16 protein-coding genes are annotated in these 15,914 nt (G+C 62.3%); 9 read left to right on the top strand and 7 right to left on the bottom strand.

What is annotated here, in order from left to right; all coding sequences use genetic code 11:
* Nucleotides 1-2: 2 nt before the first annotated feature.
* Nucleotides 3-641 carry a porin family protein gene (locus OJB03_RS06830; protein WP_263786152.1) on the bottom strand — a complete coding sequence of 213 codons (639 nt, stop codon included), beginning with the start codon at nt 639-641 and terminating at the stop codon, nt 3-5.
* Nucleotides 642-1,009: 368 nt separating this feature from the next.
* Here OJB03_RS06830 and bshA point away from each other — a divergent pair, with 368 nt between their 5' ends.
* The gene (bshA, locus tag OJB03_RS06825; protein ID WP_263786151.1) at nt 1,010-2,158 is read left to right on the top strand and encodes an N-acetyl-alpha-D-glucosaminyl L-malate synthase BshA; all 1,149 of its coding nucleotides are present in this window, start codon (nt 1,010-1,012) and stop codon (nt 2,156-2,158) included.
* A gap of 10 nt (nt 2,159-2,168) precedes the next feature.
* Here the strand turns inward: bshA and OJB03_RS06820 are convergent, their stop codons facing one another.
* A complete protein-coding gene (locus OJB03_RS06820) occupies nt 2,169-2,819 on the bottom strand; it encodes an MBL fold metallo-hydrolase (protein WP_263786150.1) in 651 nt (216 codons plus the stop codon).
* A 175-nt stretch (nt 2,820-2,994) separates the two neighbouring features.
* Between OJB03_RS06820 and OJB03_RS06815 the strand changes: the two genes are divergently transcribed.
* The 7 genes from OJB03_RS06815 to hpf all read left to right on the top strand — a co-directional run bounded on the left by OJB03_RS06815 (nt 2,995) and on the right by hpf (nt 10,638).
* Nucleotides 2,995-4,428, top strand: coding sequence for an LptF/LptG family permease (locus tag OJB03_RS06815; RefSeq protein WP_263786149.1), 1,434 nt, complete (start codon nt 2,995-2,997; stop codon nt 4,426-4,428).
* A gap of 47 nt (nt 4,429-4,475) precedes the next feature.
* Complete coding sequence (gene rsmI, locus OJB03_RS06810) at nt 4,476-5,144, top strand: 16S rRNA (cytidine(1402)-2'-O)-methyltransferase (protein WP_263786148.1); 669 nt, start codon at nt 4,476-4,478, stop codon at nt 5,142-5,144.
* Nucleotides 5,145-5,236: 92 nt separating this feature from the next.
* The gene (locus OJB03_RS06805) at nt 5,237-5,878 is read left to right on the top strand and encodes a TlpA family protein disulfide reductase (protein ID WP_263786147.1); all 642 of its coding nucleotides are present in this window, start codon (nt 5,237-5,239) and stop codon (nt 5,876-5,878) included.
* Nucleotides 5,879-5,952: 74 nt separating this feature from the next.
* Nucleotides 5,953-8,886: a glycosyltransferase family 117 protein gene (locus OJB03_RS06800; RefSeq protein WP_263786146.1), complete on the top strand. Its 2,934-nt coding sequence runs from the start codon at nt 5,953-5,955 to the stop codon at nt 8,884-8,886.
* Nucleotides 8,887-9,309: 423 nt separating this feature from the next.
* Nucleotides 9,310-9,642 (top strand): cold-shock protein, encoded by a 333-nt coding sequence (locus tag OJB03_RS15740; protein ID WP_272507193.1) that lies wholly within the window; start codon nt 9,310-9,312, stop codon nt 9,640-9,642.
* Between the two features lie 39 nt (nt 9,643-9,681).
* Nucleotides 9,682-10,152, top strand: a complete 471-nt coding sequence (gene ybeY / locus OJB03_RS06790) for an rRNA maturation RNase YbeY (RefSeq protein ID WP_263786145.1) — start codon at nt 9,682-9,684, stop codon at nt 10,150-10,152.
* A gap of 165 nt (nt 10,153-10,317) precedes the next feature.
* Nucleotides 10,318-10,638 (top strand): ribosome hibernation-promoting factor, HPF/YfiA family, encoded by a 321-nt coding sequence (hpf, locus tag OJB03_RS06785; RefSeq protein ID WP_263786144.1) that lies wholly within the window; start codon nt 10,318-10,320, stop codon nt 10,636-10,638.
* Nucleotides 10,639-10,723: 85 nt separating this feature from the next.
* On the opposite strand, the gene metF is transcribed toward hpf, so the two are convergent.
* The gene (metF, locus tag OJB03_RS06780; protein ID WP_263786143.1) at nt 10,724-11,683 is read right to left on the bottom strand and encodes a methylenetetrahydrofolate reductase [NAD(P)H]; all 960 of its coding nucleotides are present in this window, start codon (nt 11,681-11,683) and stop codon (nt 10,724-10,726) included.
* Nucleotides 11,684-11,776: 93 nt separating this feature from the next.
* Here metF and OJB03_RS06775 point away from each other — a divergent pair, with 93 nt between their 5' ends.
* On the top strand, nt 11,777-12,388 hold the full coding sequence (locus OJB03_RS06775; protein ID WP_263786142.1) for a nucleoside phosphorylase-I family protein: 612 nt from the start codon (nt 11,777-11,779) through the stop codon (nt 12,386-12,388).
* Between the two features lie 19 nt (nt 12,389-12,407).
* Here the strand turns inward: OJB03_RS06775 and OJB03_RS06770 are convergent, their stop codons facing one another.
* From OJB03_RS06770 to ctaD, 4 genes are all read right to left on the bottom strand, one after another.
* A complete protein-coding gene (locus tag OJB03_RS06770; RefSeq protein WP_263786141.1) occupies nt 12,408-12,707 on the bottom strand; it encodes a hypothetical protein in 300 nt (99 codons plus the stop codon).
* Between the two features lie 155 nt (nt 12,708-12,862).
* Nucleotides 12,863-13,312 (bottom strand): cytochrome C oxidase subunit IV family protein, encoded by a 450-nt coding sequence (locus OJB03_RS06765; RefSeq protein WP_263786140.1) that lies wholly within the window; start codon nt 13,310-13,312, stop codon nt 12,863-12,865.
* 69 nt (nt 13,313-13,381) lie between these two features.
* Entirely contained in the window at nt 13,382-14,083 is a 702-nt protein-coding gene (locus OJB03_RS06760; RefSeq protein WP_263786139.1) for a cytochrome c oxidase subunit 3 family protein, read from the bottom strand.
* Between the two features lie 40 nt (nt 14,084-14,123).
* Nucleotides 14,124-15,869 carry a cytochrome c oxidase subunit I gene (gene ctaD / locus OJB03_RS06755; protein WP_263786138.1) on the bottom strand — a complete coding sequence of 582 codons (1,746 nt, stop codon included), beginning with the start codon at nt 15,867-15,869 and terminating at the stop codon, nt 14,124-14,126.
* Between the last annotated feature and the right edge of the window lie 45 nt (nt 15,870-15,914).

The raw sequence follows: 15,914 nt of genomic DNA, 5'->3' as shown, positions 1-15,914 counted from the left end.
GCCTAGAAGATCACGTTCACGCGTAGCCCGAACGCACTGAAACTCGGGCTGTCCTGAGGCTGAAACGAGGTGCCCCCAATTTCAAAGTCGTCTTTGATGAATTTGCTCGCTCCGAACTCGTACCGCAGCTCGGGCTGAATCTTCAGGGAGACGGTCGGAATCGAAATGTTCGCGCCGATTCCTACGTTGAGGGAATACGAGATGTCCTCCGTCGCGTCGCCGAAGTCGCCCTCCCCTCGTGGAAAGGTGGCCATTGGCCCCGCCAGAACGTATGGTTTGACGAGCGGCGTGGGCAGTACCGTAAATCGAACATCCACCGGCACCTGCCAGGACGATACGTCAAATTGGGTCTCTCCCTGCAGCACATCGCCGGAAAACTCGAAGGTGCCCACCCGTCGGTAAAAGAAGCCGGGGCGGATCGTGGCGGCTCCGAGCCCCAATTCGTAGACCAGACCGACGTGGTATCCGGTCGAGTTATCGAGGGTGGCATTGCCAGTCCTGCTCGTTTCGATGTCGCCCGCCGACTCGAAGTTGAGCCCGCCTGATACGCCCAACTGAGCCTGCGCCGGCGTGACGACGAGCCCGAGTAGAAAGAGGGCGAAGAAGGCAGAGTACGCGGTCTGTTTCGTGGAGGTGTGCATAAAAAGAATCGGTCTGTCCAACAGGAAATGTGTGTATGTGCCGTGGACCATCGGCATCGGGCCTCTGATCCTCTACCAGGAAGGACGCGCCTCGGGTTCAGAAAGTAACGCCCCCGACGCAGAGTTCCCACCCGTCTCGGCCGATCCGTCTATCCATGCTTGAGGACACGACCGAGGGCTTTTTCCCCAACCAAGCCCTGCGGGTGCAGGCCGCGGAGGTCCCGTGCTGTTACGATTTGCCGCAGAAAGGACTGTGGGCCGCGGGACCTGCAACCTCCCTCCGGAGAGCGAGTAGGGACCACTGATTTGCTGAAGCCCCGACGCTTCCTCCCACCTTTTTGTCGAGAAAGCCTCCGCTGTAGCCTCCCATGAAAATTGGCATCACTTGCTATCCCACCTACGGCGGTAGTGGGGTCGTGGCCACCGAACTCGGCAAGGGCCTCGCCGAGCGGGACCACGAAATCCACTTTATCGCCTCGGATCTTCCCTTCCGGCTCTCTCACGTGGCCGGCAACATCTTCTTCCACGAGGTAAATGTCCAGAGCTACCCGCTCTTCGACTATCCCCCGTACACCCTCTCGCTCACCAGCAAGATGGTGGACATTGCCAAGCACGTGGGGCTGGACCTCCTGCACGTCCACTACGCACTGCCCCACGCGTCGAGCGCCGTGATGGCCCAGCAGATTTTGGACTCGGAGGACCTGGACCTCCCCATCGTTACCACCCTCCACGGCACCGACATCACACTCATCGGACGGGACCCCTCGTTTGCCCCGGTCGTCACGTGGTCGATCAACGAGTCCGACGGGGTGACCGCTGTCTCCGACTACCTTCGCCAGGAGACCTACGACCACTTCGAGGTCTCACAGGACATCGAGGTGATCCCCAACTTCATCGACACCGACCGCTTCGTGCGTCAAGACAAGGAGCACTTCAAGCAGGCGCTCTGTCCCAATGGGGAGAAGGTGATTGTGCACGTCTCCAATTTCCGACCCGTCAAAAACACCGACCAGGTGGTTGAGGTTTTCCACCGCTTACAGAACGGGACGTCAAACGTGAAGCTGCTGCTGGTAGGCGACGGACCGGACCGCGTGCCCACGGAGCGCAAGGCGCGGGAGCTCGGGGTCTACGACGACATCCGCTTCCTCGGCAAGCAGGACCCGATCGAAGAGATTTTGTCGATTGCCGATGTCTTCCTGATGCCGAGCGGCTCGGAGACCTTCGGCCTGGCCGCCCTGGAGGCGATGGCCTGCGAGGTGCCCGTCGTGGCGAGCGACGTCGGCGGGCTGCCGGAGCTGATTGTGCACGGCGAGACCGGGTTCCTCTGCCCGCTCGATGACGTCGACGCGTTCACCGAACACACCCGGACGCTCCTCCACGACGAGGACCAGCACGCCGAGATGGCCGCGGCGGCGCGGACGCGAGCGGTCGAGACCTTCGATATTGACCACGTAGTGCCGCTGTACGAGGACTACTACGAGCACGTCCGGTCGGGCACCGTTCACACCGGCGCCTAAATCACGTCGACTATGCCCGGAGGGCTTCCTGCACGAAGGGATTCTGCGCACGCTCCTGGCCGATGGTCGTCGAGGGGCCGTGACCAGGGTAGATCGTGACATCGTCGCCGAGGGGGAGCAGCTTCTCGGTGATTGAGTTTAGAAGCTGCGCGCGGGACGTTTCCGGAAGGCCCTGGGTGCGGCCGATCGAGTTTTGGAACAGGACGTCGCCCGTAAGGGCCTGTCGACTCGGACCGTGGATAAAGGAGATCGAGTCGGGGGAATGGCCCGGCGTGTGTAGGACCTCAAGGGTGGCGTCGCCGAACGAGATGGTGTCCCCATCCGCGAGGTGAGTCGTGGGCACGGACGGCGGCTCGACCTCCACCCCGAACGCCGTAGCCTGCTCCTCCGCCCGCTCGATGAACGGCACCGCGGCCTCGTGCGCCTTGAAGCGCTGCCCGAATTTCTCCTCAAAGAACGTGCACCCGAAGATGTGGTCCACATGCGCATGGGTGAGGAGCAAGTGCCGCACGTCAAGGCCCTGTTCTTCGATGAGGGTCATCACCTGGTCGCATTCGGCCTCGGTCTCACAGCTCGCGTCGACGAGCACCGCCTCTCCTTGATCGTGGCAGAGATAGGCGTTCGTCATAAAGGAGCTAAACGTAAACGGCTCGACCTGCATCCGGATTGCGGGGAGATGTTGGAGGAAAACTGAGCAAGTGTCCTCAATTCCTACCGCCCCCTGAAGATCCAACGGCTTCCAGCCAAGACCCATCGAGGGCCACCCCCGAACATGCAATTTGCGCCGGGCGTTTGTACGCTTCTCTAGACGAGGACTTCCACGACGGTACATCTGCATGCTGCGCCGCCTTCACTGGATCATACTGCGTCGGCTGCCGGGCCCCTTCTTCGGGTGGCTCGGCACGCTCATGTTTCTGCTGCTGATGCAGTTTTTGATTCGGTGGCTGCCCGAGATTGCGGGAAAGGGGATTCCACCCCTCGTAATTATTGAGTTGATTGCTTACAACCTGGCGTACATGGTGGTGCTGGCGGTGCCGATGTCGGTGCTGCTGGCCGCACTGATGGCATTTGGGGAGCTGGCCGAGTCGCAGTACTATACTGTCATCAAGAGCACCGGCATCTCTTTCGGCCAGATCGTGTGGCCGACGCTCGTGGTGGCCGCCCTCCTCATGGGGGGCATGCTCTATTTCAACAACGTCATGCTGCCGGAGGCCAACCACCGGGCTCGTCAGCTCTGGAGCGACATCCGGGGCAAGCGCCCCGGCTTTGAGCTCCGGCCGGGCATCTTCTACGAGGACATGGAGGACTACAGCATTCTGGTTCAGGACCGTCCGCCGGGCACCAACGAACTGATTGACGTGACCATCTACGACTACACCCAGGGACGGGACCAACAGGCAGTCATCAAGGCCGAACGGGGCGTCATTGAGTCGGAGGACGGGGGGGCGCGCCTCACCCTCACTCTACGGGACGGGGAGATGCACCGGCCCCTGCCCGCAGATGCGAACAACCGCTCGGAGCGGTACGAGCGCCTCACGTTTGACCGCCACCGCATCCAGTTTACCCTCTCGAATGCCGTCTTCCGGCGGTCGGAATCGGGGAAGGTTTCCCGCTCCACCCGCACCATGCGCACCCCACAGCTGCTCGAAACGCTCGATTCCCTGAAGGGGAAGCGAGACTCGAGGTACCAGACCCTCTACGAGCGGACGCAGGGCGAACTATCCCCGTCAATCTCTGATTCGGCCGCCGCGGACACGTCAGCCCCGCCCCCCGTTGCCCCATCACATTCGGCGTCCTATCTGGCCCTCGCCGACCTCGACACCGACCTGCGTCGCTCGGTGGTGTCGCCGGCGGTTCAGAGCGCACGGTCTGCGCAGTCCGCCATTCAGAACATCCGGCGGGACACGAAGTGGCAGACCCAGCGCATTCGGAGCTACCAGGTCGAGTTCTACAAAAAGTTCTCGATCGCCCTGGCCTGTCTCATCTTCATGGTTGTGGGGGCGCCGCTGGGCCTTGCGCTGCGTCGGGGCGGGCTCGCCACGATTGGGGCCGTCGCGCTCGGGATCTTTATGTTTTACTGGATCACGCTCGTGCAGGGCGAGAAGCTGGCCGAGCGGGGCTTCTTCCCGCCGTGGCTGGGCATGTGGATCGCCAATGTCCTCATGTCCGGCGCGGGCCTCTGGCTGATCCTGTACGTCGTCCTCGACCTCGGTGCCACCCCGCCGCTGCGCCGGCGCCTGTGGGACTGGCTGCGCTCGCTGCGGTCGTAGGCCCTCTCGCGACGCGGTGCTCTCTCTCATCCCCACTCCCCCCGCCCATGCTCTACCTGGTGCCCACCCCAATCGGAAACCTGGACGACATCACGTTGCGTGCCCTCCAGGTGCTTCGGGCGGTGGACCTGATTGCCTGTGAGGACACCCGGACCTCCGGCCACCTTCTGGACCACCACGACGTGGACACCCCCACCACGAGTTACCACGAACACAACGAGCGCGACAAGACGCCCGAGCTGCTTGCTCGCATGCGTGTCGGGCACGACGTCGCCCTCATCAGCGACGCCGGCTCGCCGGGCATCTCGGACCCGGGCTTCTACATTGCCCGCGCCTGCTGGGAGGAGGACATCGAGGTGCAGGCCCTCCCCGGCCCCACGGCCCTCGTCCCGGCGCTCACCGCCAGCGCCCTTCCCAGCCACCGCTTTGTCTTTGAGGGCTTCCTGCCCAAGAAGCAGGGGCGCCAGACCCGCCTGAAAACGCTGTCCGACGAGCCGCGCACCATAGTCCTCTACGAGTCGCCCCACCGGCTGCTGCGCACCCTCAGGGATCTCACCGAGTACTTTGGGGGCGATCGCATGGCCGCCGTGGGCCGGGAGCTCACAAAAAAATACGAAGAAGTCGAACGAGGAACGCTCGAAGAAGTGCGGTCGTATTTTGCAGAGTATAAGAAAGTGCGGGGCGAGTGCGTTGTTGTCGTCGACGGGGCGTCCTGATTCCGTTAACCACCCAATCACCTGTCCCGGACGTCTCCCCGAGGCCCCGCTCTCCGTTCTCGACACCCTCATGTACCGGTTTTGATTCTCCCGTGAGATCGTCTGTCCTCGTTCTCCTGAGTCTTGCCCTCGTGGCGGTCGCCCCCGCCCATGCCCAGGAGGAGTCGGAGGAGTGTACAGTCGGCCAACTGGAAATGGCTAGCTCGTCCTCGTCTACCGCGTCCACAAACGGGCGTACCGACTCGTCCGCCATGCCGACCACGCGGGCCGCCGTCACCGAGCCACGCCCCGCCGTGTCGGTGTCTCCCGCGACGGAGGCGGAGTCTTTCGTGCAGGATCGTATTGAAAAGGACGGCCTCCACGTGGTCCACTTCTGGGCCCCCTGGTGTTCCAACTCCCGGAACGAGCTGGGCAACGGCTGGGCCGGCCTCGTCGCCGACAACCCGAACGTCACGTTCACGTTCGTCACTGTGTGGAACGACGACAAGAGCGGAACCGCGACGTTGAACGACTACAACCTTCCGGGTCGGGTCGTCGAGGTCACCCAGCCAGACCTCGGCCCCAGCGATGAGGAGGCCAACCGTCGATACTCTTTTCTTGGGCTTCCCGTCACCTGGATCCCCTCTACCTGGATTTTCCATAGCAATGGGGAGCTCGCCTTCGCCATGAACTACGGCGAAATGGAGATGGAGACTGTTCAACGACTCCTCGACGCGACGAGCGCGGACTGGTAGCGCTCGGCCGTGGGTCCCTCTCCCCCGCTTCTCAATATTCTCGCGTTTCTCGACACCAATGCCTTCCCGTTAGGATGAATCGGAAGAGGATCGACCGTCTTACTGCCGGGCTCGTCTTTCTCTGGGCGCTCGGCCTGTACGTGGCGACCGTTGCGCCAACTGTCTCGTTTTGGGACCCCGGGGAGCGCATCGCGAGTGTCTACACCCTTCAGGTGATGCACCCGCCGGGAGCGCCGTTTTATCTGCTGCTGGGCCGGCTTTTCTCCATGCTGGCCCCGTCGCAGGAAACGGTCGCCTTGGCGGTCAACCTGCTCTCGGTTCTGGCCAGCGCCGGGACGGTCCTGCTCGCGCACCTTGTCATCGTCCGCCTCGTGCGGCGATGGCAGGGCGACCGGAGCGAGCTGGACACCGGCCCCTACGCCATCTCCCTCGCCAGCGGGGTCGTCGGGGCCGTGGCCTTTTCGGTGAGCGACTCCTTCTGGTTCAACGCGGGGATCGCCGAGGTCTACGCCCTCTCTACGTTCTTCACCGCGCTGGTCGTGTGGCTCGTACTGCGGTGGAGCGGCGCGGCCCGCGCCGAGGAGGCGCGGCGCGGCGGCAGCCGACAGCCATTCCAGCTCAACGCCAACCGCTACCTCGTCGTTATCGCCTTCCTCTTCGGCATGGCCACCGGGGTCCATCTCTTGAGCCTGCTGGCGTTCTTCTTCGTCGCCTTCATCGTCTTCTTTACGGAGTTTGACCGCGAGCACTGGACCTCCCGCCAGCGCTGGCTCCGCATCGTAGGGGCTGGGGCTGTCGCTTCCGTCCTGTTCTTCGCCGTCTACCCGGGCCTGATCGTGGGACTGCCCAGCCTTTTCGCCTCCGTCGGGGCGCCGTTCCTCACGGCGACTGTGCTGGCCCTCATCTTCGCCTACGGCGTATACACGACCCACCGGCGGCGGATGCCCCTGGCGAACCTGGCCTTCATGTGCGTCACGGTTATCTTCATCGGCTACGCGTCGTACGCACTCGTCTTCGTGCGGAGCGCGACTGATCCGCCGATCGACATGAACGACCCGGACACCATCGAGAAGTTCATCTCCTACCTGGAGCGGGAGCAGTACGGCAACACGCCGCTTCTGCAGGGCGTGACGTTCGACGACGAAAGCGGCCAAGTCAGCCGACGCGACGGCGAATCGACGCTCTTTCCCCGGCGCCACTCCGTAGACCCCAAACACTGGAACGTCTACGAGCGCTACGACTCCGACCTGGAGTTCTTCCTCGATTACCAGGTGGGATACATGTACGTCCGGTACTTCCTCTGGAACTTCTCGGGGCGCGCGAGCGACGTGCAGGGCGCTCCCTGGATCACAGGCATTCCTGGGCTCGACCAGCACGCCAACACTCAATCTTTGGAGACGCCGAGTGAGAAAGAGTCGCGGAACGTATACTTCGCCCTGCCGCTCCTGCTGGGGCTGTTCGGCGCCTTCTACCACTTCGGCCGCGACTGGCGACGGGCCTTTAGCGTCTTCGTGCTGTTCTTTATTACGGGCATCGGCATCATTATCTACCTGAACCAGACGCCGATGCAGCCGCGTGAGCGGCACTACTCGTACGTCGGAAGCTTCTTCGCCTTTAGCCTGTGGATCGGGATTGGGGCGGGGGGGCTGATGCAGATGGCCTACGAGTCCGTCCGCGACTCGCTCTCAGGGGTCGCCCGGCTGATGCCCGCCCTCGGGGTCGGACTCCTCATCTTTATGGCCGTGCCCGGCTGGATGACGCTGGAGAACTACGGGGACCACGACCGCTCCGAGAACTACGTGCCGCGCGACTACGCGCACAACATGCTGACCAGCGTCGAGGAGAACGGCATTCTGTTCACCAACGGCGACAACGATACCTACCCGCTGTGGTACCTGCAGACCGTCGAGGGGGTGCGGAAGGACGTACGGGTGGTGAACCTGTCGCTGCTGAACACGAAGTGGTACGTGCGCCAGCTCAAGAACGAGGCCGCCTACGAATCGGAGCCCCTGCCCATCTCTCTGTCGGAGGACCGGATCGACCAGTTGGGCTACCAGCGCTGGAAGCCCAAACAGATGAAGCTACCGGTGGACACCGACGCCCTCCAGTCCGAACTTTCCGCCTACCTGCCCGACTCGGCCGCCGCCTCGCGCCTCGAAAGCCCGATGACGTGGGAGTTGAAGGGACGCCCGTTCCGACAGGACACGCGCATCCTGCAGACCGCCGACGTGGTCACCTACGACATGCTGCGGACCAACGCGCAAAACGGGTGGACCCGGCCCCTGCACTTTGCCGTGACGGTGGCCCGCTCCGGCCAGCTCAACCTCAGCAACTACTTTCAGCTGGAAGGGCAGTCCTACCGCGTGCTGCCTATCAGGCACAACAAGCCCCTCGGGCGGGTCATTCCGGGACTCACCGACGAGCGCATGTCGAACTTTCGGTTCACCAACCTCAGTGACTCAACCGTCTACTACAACGAGAACGCACGGCGGATGGTCGACGGATATCGTCTGCACTACTCCCACACGGCCGAGCAGTTGGGCCAGAAGGGCCACTCGGAGACCGCCGAACGGCTTCTGACGGACTTCACGGAGGCCGTTCCATTTTCCACGATTCCGGCCGACATGCAGACGCTCTTCTTTACCGCCCAAGCCTATCAGAGCCTGGGCAGAACCGACAAGGTGGCTGACCTTCTGGCCGACGCCGAGCCCATGGTGCTCGCTCAACTTCGGTCGGCAAGCTCGCGCCGCCGGTTCAGCCGGGCTCTCCAGTACGCGGGGCGGGTTCGGTCTTCATACCTCAAGGCCAACCAGGCCGATGCCGTTCAGTCCTTCGATCAGAAACTCGAACAGGTGCTGGCCGACGCGTCGTTTCAGGTCCCCGCTCGGGTGCGTGATGCGTACGGCCTCGCCAGCGACTCGGCACGAGAGCCGTCCCAGATGCCTGCCATGCCAGGCGCTCCACCGAGCACCCCGCCTCAGCAGCCCTCCTCCCCCTCGAATGAGTAGGCGCCGGGAGGCGTCGGCGTCTCTACTTCTTCCCCGCCCCCCTACGGACCGGACACTTAGCGCTGTCCCCACCACTGATATCGAAGCCGTCCGTGGGGGGCGGATTCGGCTACAGGCCTAGAGGCAATATCTTCTGTGGATGCTGTGCACGTCCACGGAATTTTTCTTTCCCTTGACAGAGGGACCGACCCAAACTATATTTAGCGGCAGTTATCACGTCGCATCATACCTTGCTGCATTTCGCAAGGTACCACGCGCGTGATGTTGCGTGTGGCCGTTTCCTGATCTTTCTGGGATTCATCTCACACCACCTTAGATATCCGCCCGGGGACCTCGTGTGCACCGGTAGTTCTCCGGATAACTTCTTCCCCCGCGTGGACGCATCTTTCAGGACGATCCAGTCACTGTGATTGAATCGATATTATGAAGACAAGTACGGTCAAGTGGTTCGACGCCAACAAAGGGTACGGATTCATCCATCATCCCGGCGATGGTGAGGACGTCTTTGTCCACTACTCGAATATTCAGTCGGACGACGATTTCAAAACCCTAAAGAGTGACCAGCACGTTCGCTTCGAGATGAACGATGGCCCGAAGGGCCTTCACGCCCTGGAGGTATCCCCCCTGGACGACGAGGAGGCCTCTTCTGCGGACGCCGACAGCGAGCCGGAACTCACGCCCGCGGATGTCGATCCTACCGCCACCGTCGACCCGTCACCGTCCGGCAGCGAATCCTCTTCGGATTCGTCGTGGTAATCCCATCGCGCGTTCCCTCCATTCTTGTCATCCGGCGCCGTGCCCCCCGAATACCCGGAACCTCTTTCGATTGAGCAGGACCACCCCTCCCGTGAACTCGACGCGGAGCTTCTCCGGCACGTGATCCGTCATGTGGTGGACGCGGAAGAAGCGTCACTGGCCCACTTGAGCCTAGTGCTCACCGATCACGACACGGTTCGCCGCCTGAATCAGTCGTACCTCGACCACGACTACGATACGGACGTGCTCTCCTTCTCACTCCGAGAAGGACCTGCTCCCTCCGAGGACTCAGAAGAGGGGGTTGAAGGAGAGGTGTACGTGGATTTGGACACGGCGGCCGAGCGCCACGATGAGTTCGACACATCGTTTGAGCGGGAGGCCTACCGATACGTTGTACACGGCCTTCTGCACCTCATCGGGTACGACGACGCACAGCCGTCGGGACAGGCCAAAATGCGCGAGAAGGAGGACCAGTACCTGGATGCCGTGCTGTCGGCACCCTCCTCCTGATAGGGCCCGTGGGGGGGCGTCATTCGGGGGCGTCTCGTGACCCAGCATCCATCGTGCTCGTGGAACCATTTCCCGCGTCCTAGAATGTGAAAATGTCCCCTCAGGCACAGAGGGAAGCGGCGGGGAGCTGCCTCGTCTACTCACTCACAACAGAGGGACCGCCTTATGGCTTTTCAGACCCAAGTCACGACCCGTCATGTCGACGTGAGCGATCGCGTCCGGGAGTACGCCCGGGACCGCACCGCCAAGCTGGAGCAGTTCTACGACGGGATCACCGGCGCGCACGTCATCCTTGGGAAGGACAACTCCCCCGCCGAAAACAAGACCGCCTCCATCAACATCGACGTGTATCAGAAGCGTCTCTCGGCCGAGGACGCGGCGAGCAGCCACGAGGAGGCAATCAACCTGTGCGTCGATCACCTGCGCCGACAGCTTGAAAAATACAAGGCCAAGCTCCGCAGTAAAGACAAGGACGCTCACCGATAAGAGCACTCCCCCGACGGGCTCGGCACCGGTCTCCGGCTGCTGAGCCCGTTTTTTATTTCCGGGCCCTCGCCCCCCGTGGACTCGTTCACGCCATCTCTTCGTGCATGGGCTCCACGACCTTCTTGACCGTGTCCGCACTGGACATAATGTAGAAGTGGATCCCGGGAACCCCGGCCTCCATCAGTTCTTGGGCCTGGCGGATCGCCCAGTTGACACCTATCCGTTCCACGTCATCGGGATCGGCCGCGTCGACCTCCGCGGCAAGCTCTTCCGGAATCTCTGTGTGGAAGTACTTTGGCAGGAGACGCAGGTGGCGCTTCCGTTTCAGGATCTTCAGTCCGGGCACGATGGGCACCTCGATTCCTACCTCCCGGCACTTGTCGACGAAATTGAAGAAGTACTCGTTGTCGAAGAACATCTGCGTCACGATGTAGTCGGCCCCGGCGTCCACCTGCTCCTTGAGCCGCATGATGTCCCAGGCTAGGTTCGGAGCTTCGAAGTGGGATTCCGGATAGCCCCCCACGCCCACACAGAAATCTGTCGGCTCGGCGTCCATGAGGTCCTCCAGGTACGTCCCCCCGTTCATGTCCTGGACCTGCTGCACGAGATCGACCGCGTACTCGTTGCGCGACCGGTCGTCGGAAATGGACTTCTCGTAGCCGTTGTCGTCTCCCCGAATGGCCAGCACATTTTCGACGCCGAGGTAGTTGAGCTCAATGAGGGCGTCTTCCGTCTCCTCCCGCGTGAACCCCTTGCAGAGGATGTGCGGAACGGTATCGATATCGAAGCGCGCCTCGATTGCGGCACAGAGGCCAATCGTTCCGGGCCGCTTCCGCTTCACGCAACGCGTCCAGGTTCCGTCGTCCTTCTGCTTGTACTCCACCTCCGCCGAGTGACTGGTGACGTCGATGAACGGCGGGTCGTAGGGCATCAGCTCCTCCACGACCCCCAAAATTTGGTCCGCCGACCCACCTCGCTTGGGAGGAATAATCTCGTAGGAAATCGGTGGCTCCGATGCGCGATCAAAATGCTCGGTAACCTTCATGCGATCCGTGATATTCGTTTACGGATTTGTTTGTTTATGAGCAGGTGTTATCAAAACACCATCCGTCATACCTTCAAAAACCCGGGGTGTTCGATGCTCGGAGTTATATTTTCCACACCTAATGAGGCCACTCCTTTCGTTGAGCAGTACGCCGGAGACCGGCTCGGGGGGCTGGAAGAAGGCACGCATCTACAAACCGAGTCGCTGGTCGCTACCGTGGTTGGCCCCGGCAAAATCAAAGCTACCCTCGGAACCGAGCGGCTTCTCCACGAGCACGACGTCGACACGCTCGTGCATGCGGGCGGGGCCGTCGCACTCACCGACGAGCTCGAGGTCGGAGCCGTGGTGGGCGCATCGTTCGTTCTGGAAGGCGACCGCGTGGAGTTGGAGGCCCCGGACTATCCTCGCATGCCGCTCGAATGCCCCTTCGACCTGGACACCGAAGCCACGCTCGTCTCTCAGGACCATGTGCGCGAGGGCGCAGACGAGCCGAGCTACTGGGAGCGCATCGCGGACATGCGAGACGCAACCGGATACGCCGTGGCGTACGTGGCCGCCCAGCATGGGACTTCGTGCCACATTGCGAAGGGCATTACCGGCCGGGCCGACGAGGAGGCCGGTTCGACCGCGGATCGACGGGATGCCCACCGGGCCGTGGCTGCGTTCCTACAGCGACACGTGGACGCCGACTCTTCCGAATCGTAGCGCTTCCACCTCAACTGGTTCAATTGCGGCGGGTCCACAAATCTTCGCGCCAGGCATCTGGGATGTCTTCTGATCGCCCCCAGACGTACTCGCGGTGGTCCTCTCCGTCCCGGCATGCCCGGCGGCGATCGGCTCGGATCTCACGGACTCCTACCGACACACGGTTTCCCTCCGCGGTGGCTCGCTCTCGCTGAACGACAGGATGCTCATCGAAGGGACGAGGGTGTTCGGGGTTGTAAAGCCGGTACACCATGGTGCCGGCCCACACCAGCAGCGCAAAGAACGTGACCCCAACAAGTCCAGCGAACAAGACAGCCATGGGCAGCGGCGGCAGCCCCGTGTAATCAAAACGAAACCGAAGCCTCAGCGGATCATCCCCTTTTCTCGGGTCACCACTTTCTGATACCTCAGTGGGCCGAAGAAGTTCGTGTTCCTCGTGTCACATGTTTCGCCTTGGAACGGGCGATGCCGCACCTACGAGCCGCCGTCGGACTGCATGCTCGCCCCTCGGTTCTGATCCGGATAGTCCGACGGGGCAATCCGCAGCGAGTCCGATGGAATCGCGTCCTGGCGTTGCTGAGCGCGCTCTTCTTCGGCCTGGATCTCTTGCACTGTCTGGGCGGTCACGTTCCCCAGGTCGCCCCGGAACGCCGTATCCAGAAGCGTGATGGTGACGAACACGACGACGAAGATCGTCCCGATGGTAAAGGTTAGGGCGTTGACCGGGTTGTCGTACTTCAGGTGCATAAAGAAGAGCACCACGAGCGTGGCCTTCGTCCCCGCAAGCCCGAGGGCCACGGGAACGGTCAGGGGCCCAAGGGGGACGTAGGCAACTCCTACCGTCAGGCCGGTCAAGACGATGAGCGCCCCAAACACCCTTAGCAGGATGGACTTGGGAACGATGTGTGGGCCGTCGTGCGCCATGGATACGAGACAGGCTTCGGGAAAACTCGATGGAATCAGCGTGGCGACCGCGGGCGTGCATCGCCCCCTCTAGATGAGGTAGAGCAGCGGGAACAGAAAGATCCAGACGATGTCGACGAGGTGCCAGTAGAGGCCCGTGAGTTCCACGGGCGTGTACCACTCGCTACTGAATGAGCCACGCCAGGCCATGACCGCAAGCACGCCAATGACGAGCATTCCGACGATCACGTGCACCCCGTGGATGCCCGTCATGACAAAATAGATACTGAAGAATTGGGGCGCCGCGGTCATCTCCGCCAGGTGTTCGTAGTGGGCCCCGTGCGGGTCGAACGCCGCACCGGGGAAGACCCCATGCTCAAACTTCGCCATGTACTCGAAGTACTTGACCACCATGAATCCGCCCGCCAGCCCGAGCGTCCCCAGTAGGTAGTAGATGCACTGTTTCACCTTGTCCTGTTTGATGGCGTGGATGGACAGGGCGACCGTCAGGGACGAAGTTAGGAGCACGACGGTGTTGAGCGCCCCCATCATTTGGTTCAGCGTCCCGCTGGCCGCCACGAACACCTCCGGGTTCCACTGTCGGAAGACGGCGTATGCGACGAACATGCCGCTGAAGAGAAGCACCTCGGTGATGAGAAACACCCACATCCCAAGCTTCGCCGAGTCGAACTGCTGCTCCGACGAGACAAAGTGATGCTCCAGGTGATCCGGATGATGGTCGTCGTGCTCGGCCTCCGTCTCGGTAGGGGCCGGGGCTGTTTCCGTTGCCATGGGTCAGGAGATCTCGTGAGACAAGGAGTGGAGCCGCTGCCTACGCACTGGCCGATTCCGCGGTGTCTTTCTCGGACGGGGCCGAGGGCGCCGGTTCGGGAATCTGAGGCACGTCGTTGCCGAGGGCCTTCCCGTCCCCGCCCCCAAACACCTCATCGGCGAGGTGGAAGTCGTACGGCCCTCGCGTCACGAGGGGGGTCCGCTCAAAGTTGTGATGGATCGGGACGGCCGCGGTATTGGTCCACTCGAGCGTGGTCGCGCCCCAGGGGTTGGCCGGGGCCTTCTCCCCGTACGCGAGCGACCAGAGGGCGTACCCCAGGATCAGGAAGAGGCCCGCCCCCAGCACCCAGGACCCGTAGGTCGAGAGCTGGTGCAGCCCCGCGAAGCGGTCCGCGTAGTTTGCGTAGCGGCGGGGCATCCCGCGCGAGCCCAGCACCAACTGCGGGAAGAAGGTGAGGTTGAACCCAATGAAGACGAGGGCAGCCCCGATTTTGCCGAGCGTCTCGTTGTACATGCGGCCCGTAATCTTCGGCCACCAGTAGTGCATCCCTCCCAGGAGAGCGACCACGGACCCGCCCATCATCACGTAGTGGAAGTGCCCCACGACGTAGTAGGTATCGTGCAGGTGCACGTCCACCGAGAGCACGCCCACCATGATTCCTGTGAAGCCCCCGATCGTGAACATGAACAGGAAGCCCAATGCGTACAGCATCGGGGTCTGGAGCCAGATGGAGCCCTTGTATAAGGTGGCCACCCAGTTGAAGACCTTGATGCCGGACGGAATCCCGATGAGGTAGGTGATGAGCGAGAAGACGATGGACGAGATGGCGGACTGGCCGCTCACGAACATGTGGTGGCCCCAGACCAGAAAGCCGAGCATCGCAATCGCGACCGACGAGAGGGCGATGGCCCGGTACCCAAAGATTCGCGAGCGGGAGAAAGTCGCGATCAGCTCCGACAGGATGCCGAAGGCCGGCAGAATCATGATGTAGACCGCCGGGTGGCTGTAGAACCAGAAGAAGTGCTGAAACAGCACCGGATCTCCCCCGAGCGCCGGGTCAAAGATGCCGATCTGAAGCGTCTGCTCCAGAATGAGGAGCGTCATCGTGATGCCGATAACGGGCGTGGCGAGCACCTGCACGATGCTCGTGGCGTACATTCCCCAGACGAAGAGGGGCAGCCGGTTCCATGTCATGCCCGGCGCCCGCATCTTGTGGATCGTTACGATGAAGTTCAGCCCCGTGAAGATGCTGGCGAAGCCGGCGACGAAGATGGCCGCCGTCATCCAGAGCACCCCGCCGCCCGTGGATGAAGAGTACGGCGTGTAGAACGTCCATCCGGTGTCCACCCCGCCCGTCAGCAGGGCCGTGATCGTGAGGGCCGCCCCAGCCAGATAGACGTACCAGGAGGCGAGGTTGAGCCGAGGGAAGGCCACGTCCTTCGCCCCAATTTGGAGGGGCAACACGAAGTTGCCCAGAATCGCCGGGATAGACGGCACCAGGAAGAGGAAAACCATCAGGATGCCGTGCATCGTAAACACCTGGTTGTAGGTGTCGTTGGCCATCAGGGTTTGATCGGGGCCCGATAGCTCGGCCCGCATGAGAAGCGCCAGCACCCCTGCCGCAAGGAAGACCACGGCGAGGGAAACGCAGTAGAGAACCCCAATGCGCTTGTGGTCCTTGGTCGACAGCCACGACCAAATGCTCGTCTCGTGGTTGAGGTAGTTGGTCTCCTCCTCGTGGGGCTCTCCCTGTTCGACCGGGGCGTTTCGTGTGGTCGTGCTCATAGCGTCTCGATCTGGTGTGTGACAGGCGTGCACGGCAGGAAGGCA

The sequence above is a fragment of the Salinibacter grassmerensis genome, assembly GCF_947077765.1.
Lineage (GTDB): Bacteria > Bacteroidota > Rhodothermia > Rhodothermales > Salinibacteraceae > Salinibacter > Salinibacter grassmerensis.
Note: the sequence above shows the minus strand (reverse complement) of the source record. Positions and strands in the feature narration are given on the sequence as shown.

Excerpts from the sequence above, each read along its gene's own strand:
- ctaD (WP_263786138.1), bottom strand. The coding sequence starts at position 15,869 with ATGAGCACGACCACACGAAACGCCCCGGTCGAACAGGGAGAGCCCCAC.
- OJB03_RS06775 (WP_263786142.1), top strand. The coding sequence starts at position 11,777 with ATGCTCGGAGTTATATTTTCCACACCTAATGAGGCCACTCCTTTCGTT.
- OJB03_RS06765 (WP_263786140.1), bottom strand. The coding sequence starts at position 13,312 with ATGGCGCACGACGGCCCACACATCGTTCCCAAGTCCATCCTGCTAAGG.
- OJB03_RS06815 (WP_263786149.1), top strand. The coding sequence starts at position 2,995 with ATGCTGCGCCGCCTTCACTGGATCATACTGCGTCGGCTGCCGGGCCCC.
- OJB03_RS15740 (WP_272507193.1), top strand. The coding sequence starts at position 9,310 with ATGAAGACAAGTACGGTCAAGTGGTTCGACGCCAACAAAGGGTACGGA.
- OJB03_RS06820 (WP_263786150.1), bottom strand. The coding sequence starts at position 2,819 with ATGCAGGTCGAGCCGTTTACGTTTAGCTCCTTTATGACGAACGCCTAT.
- OJB03_RS06770 (WP_263786141.1), bottom strand. The coding sequence starts at position 12,707 with ATGGCTGTCTTGTTCGCTGGACTTGTTGGGGTCACGTTCTTTGCGCTG.
- OJB03_RS06800 (WP_263786146.1), top strand. The coding sequence starts at position 5,953 with ATGAATCGGAAGAGGATCGACCGTCTTACTGCCGGGCTCGTCTTTCTC.
- metF (WP_263786143.1), bottom strand. The coding sequence starts at position 11,683 with ATGAAGGTTACCGAGCATTTTGATCGCGCATCGGAGCCACCGATTTCC.
- OJB03_RS06760 (WP_263786139.1), bottom strand. The coding sequence starts at position 14,083 with ATGGCAACGGAAACAGCCCCGGCCCCTACCGAGACGGAGGCCGAGCAC.
- bshA (WP_263786151.1), top strand. The coding sequence starts at position 1,010 with ATGAAAATTGGCATCACTTGCTATCCCACCTACGGCGGTAGTGGGGTC.
- hpf (WP_263786144.1), top strand. The coding sequence starts at position 10,318 with ATGGCTTTTCAGACCCAAGTCACGACCCGTCATGTCGACGTGAGCGAT.
- rsmI (WP_263786148.1), top strand. The coding sequence starts at position 4,476 with ATGCTCTACCTGGTGCCCACCCCAATCGGAAACCTGGACGACATCACG.
- OJB03_RS06830 (WP_263786152.1), bottom strand. The coding sequence starts at position 641 with ATGCACACCTCCACGAAACAGACCGCGTACTCTGCCTTCTTCGCCCTC.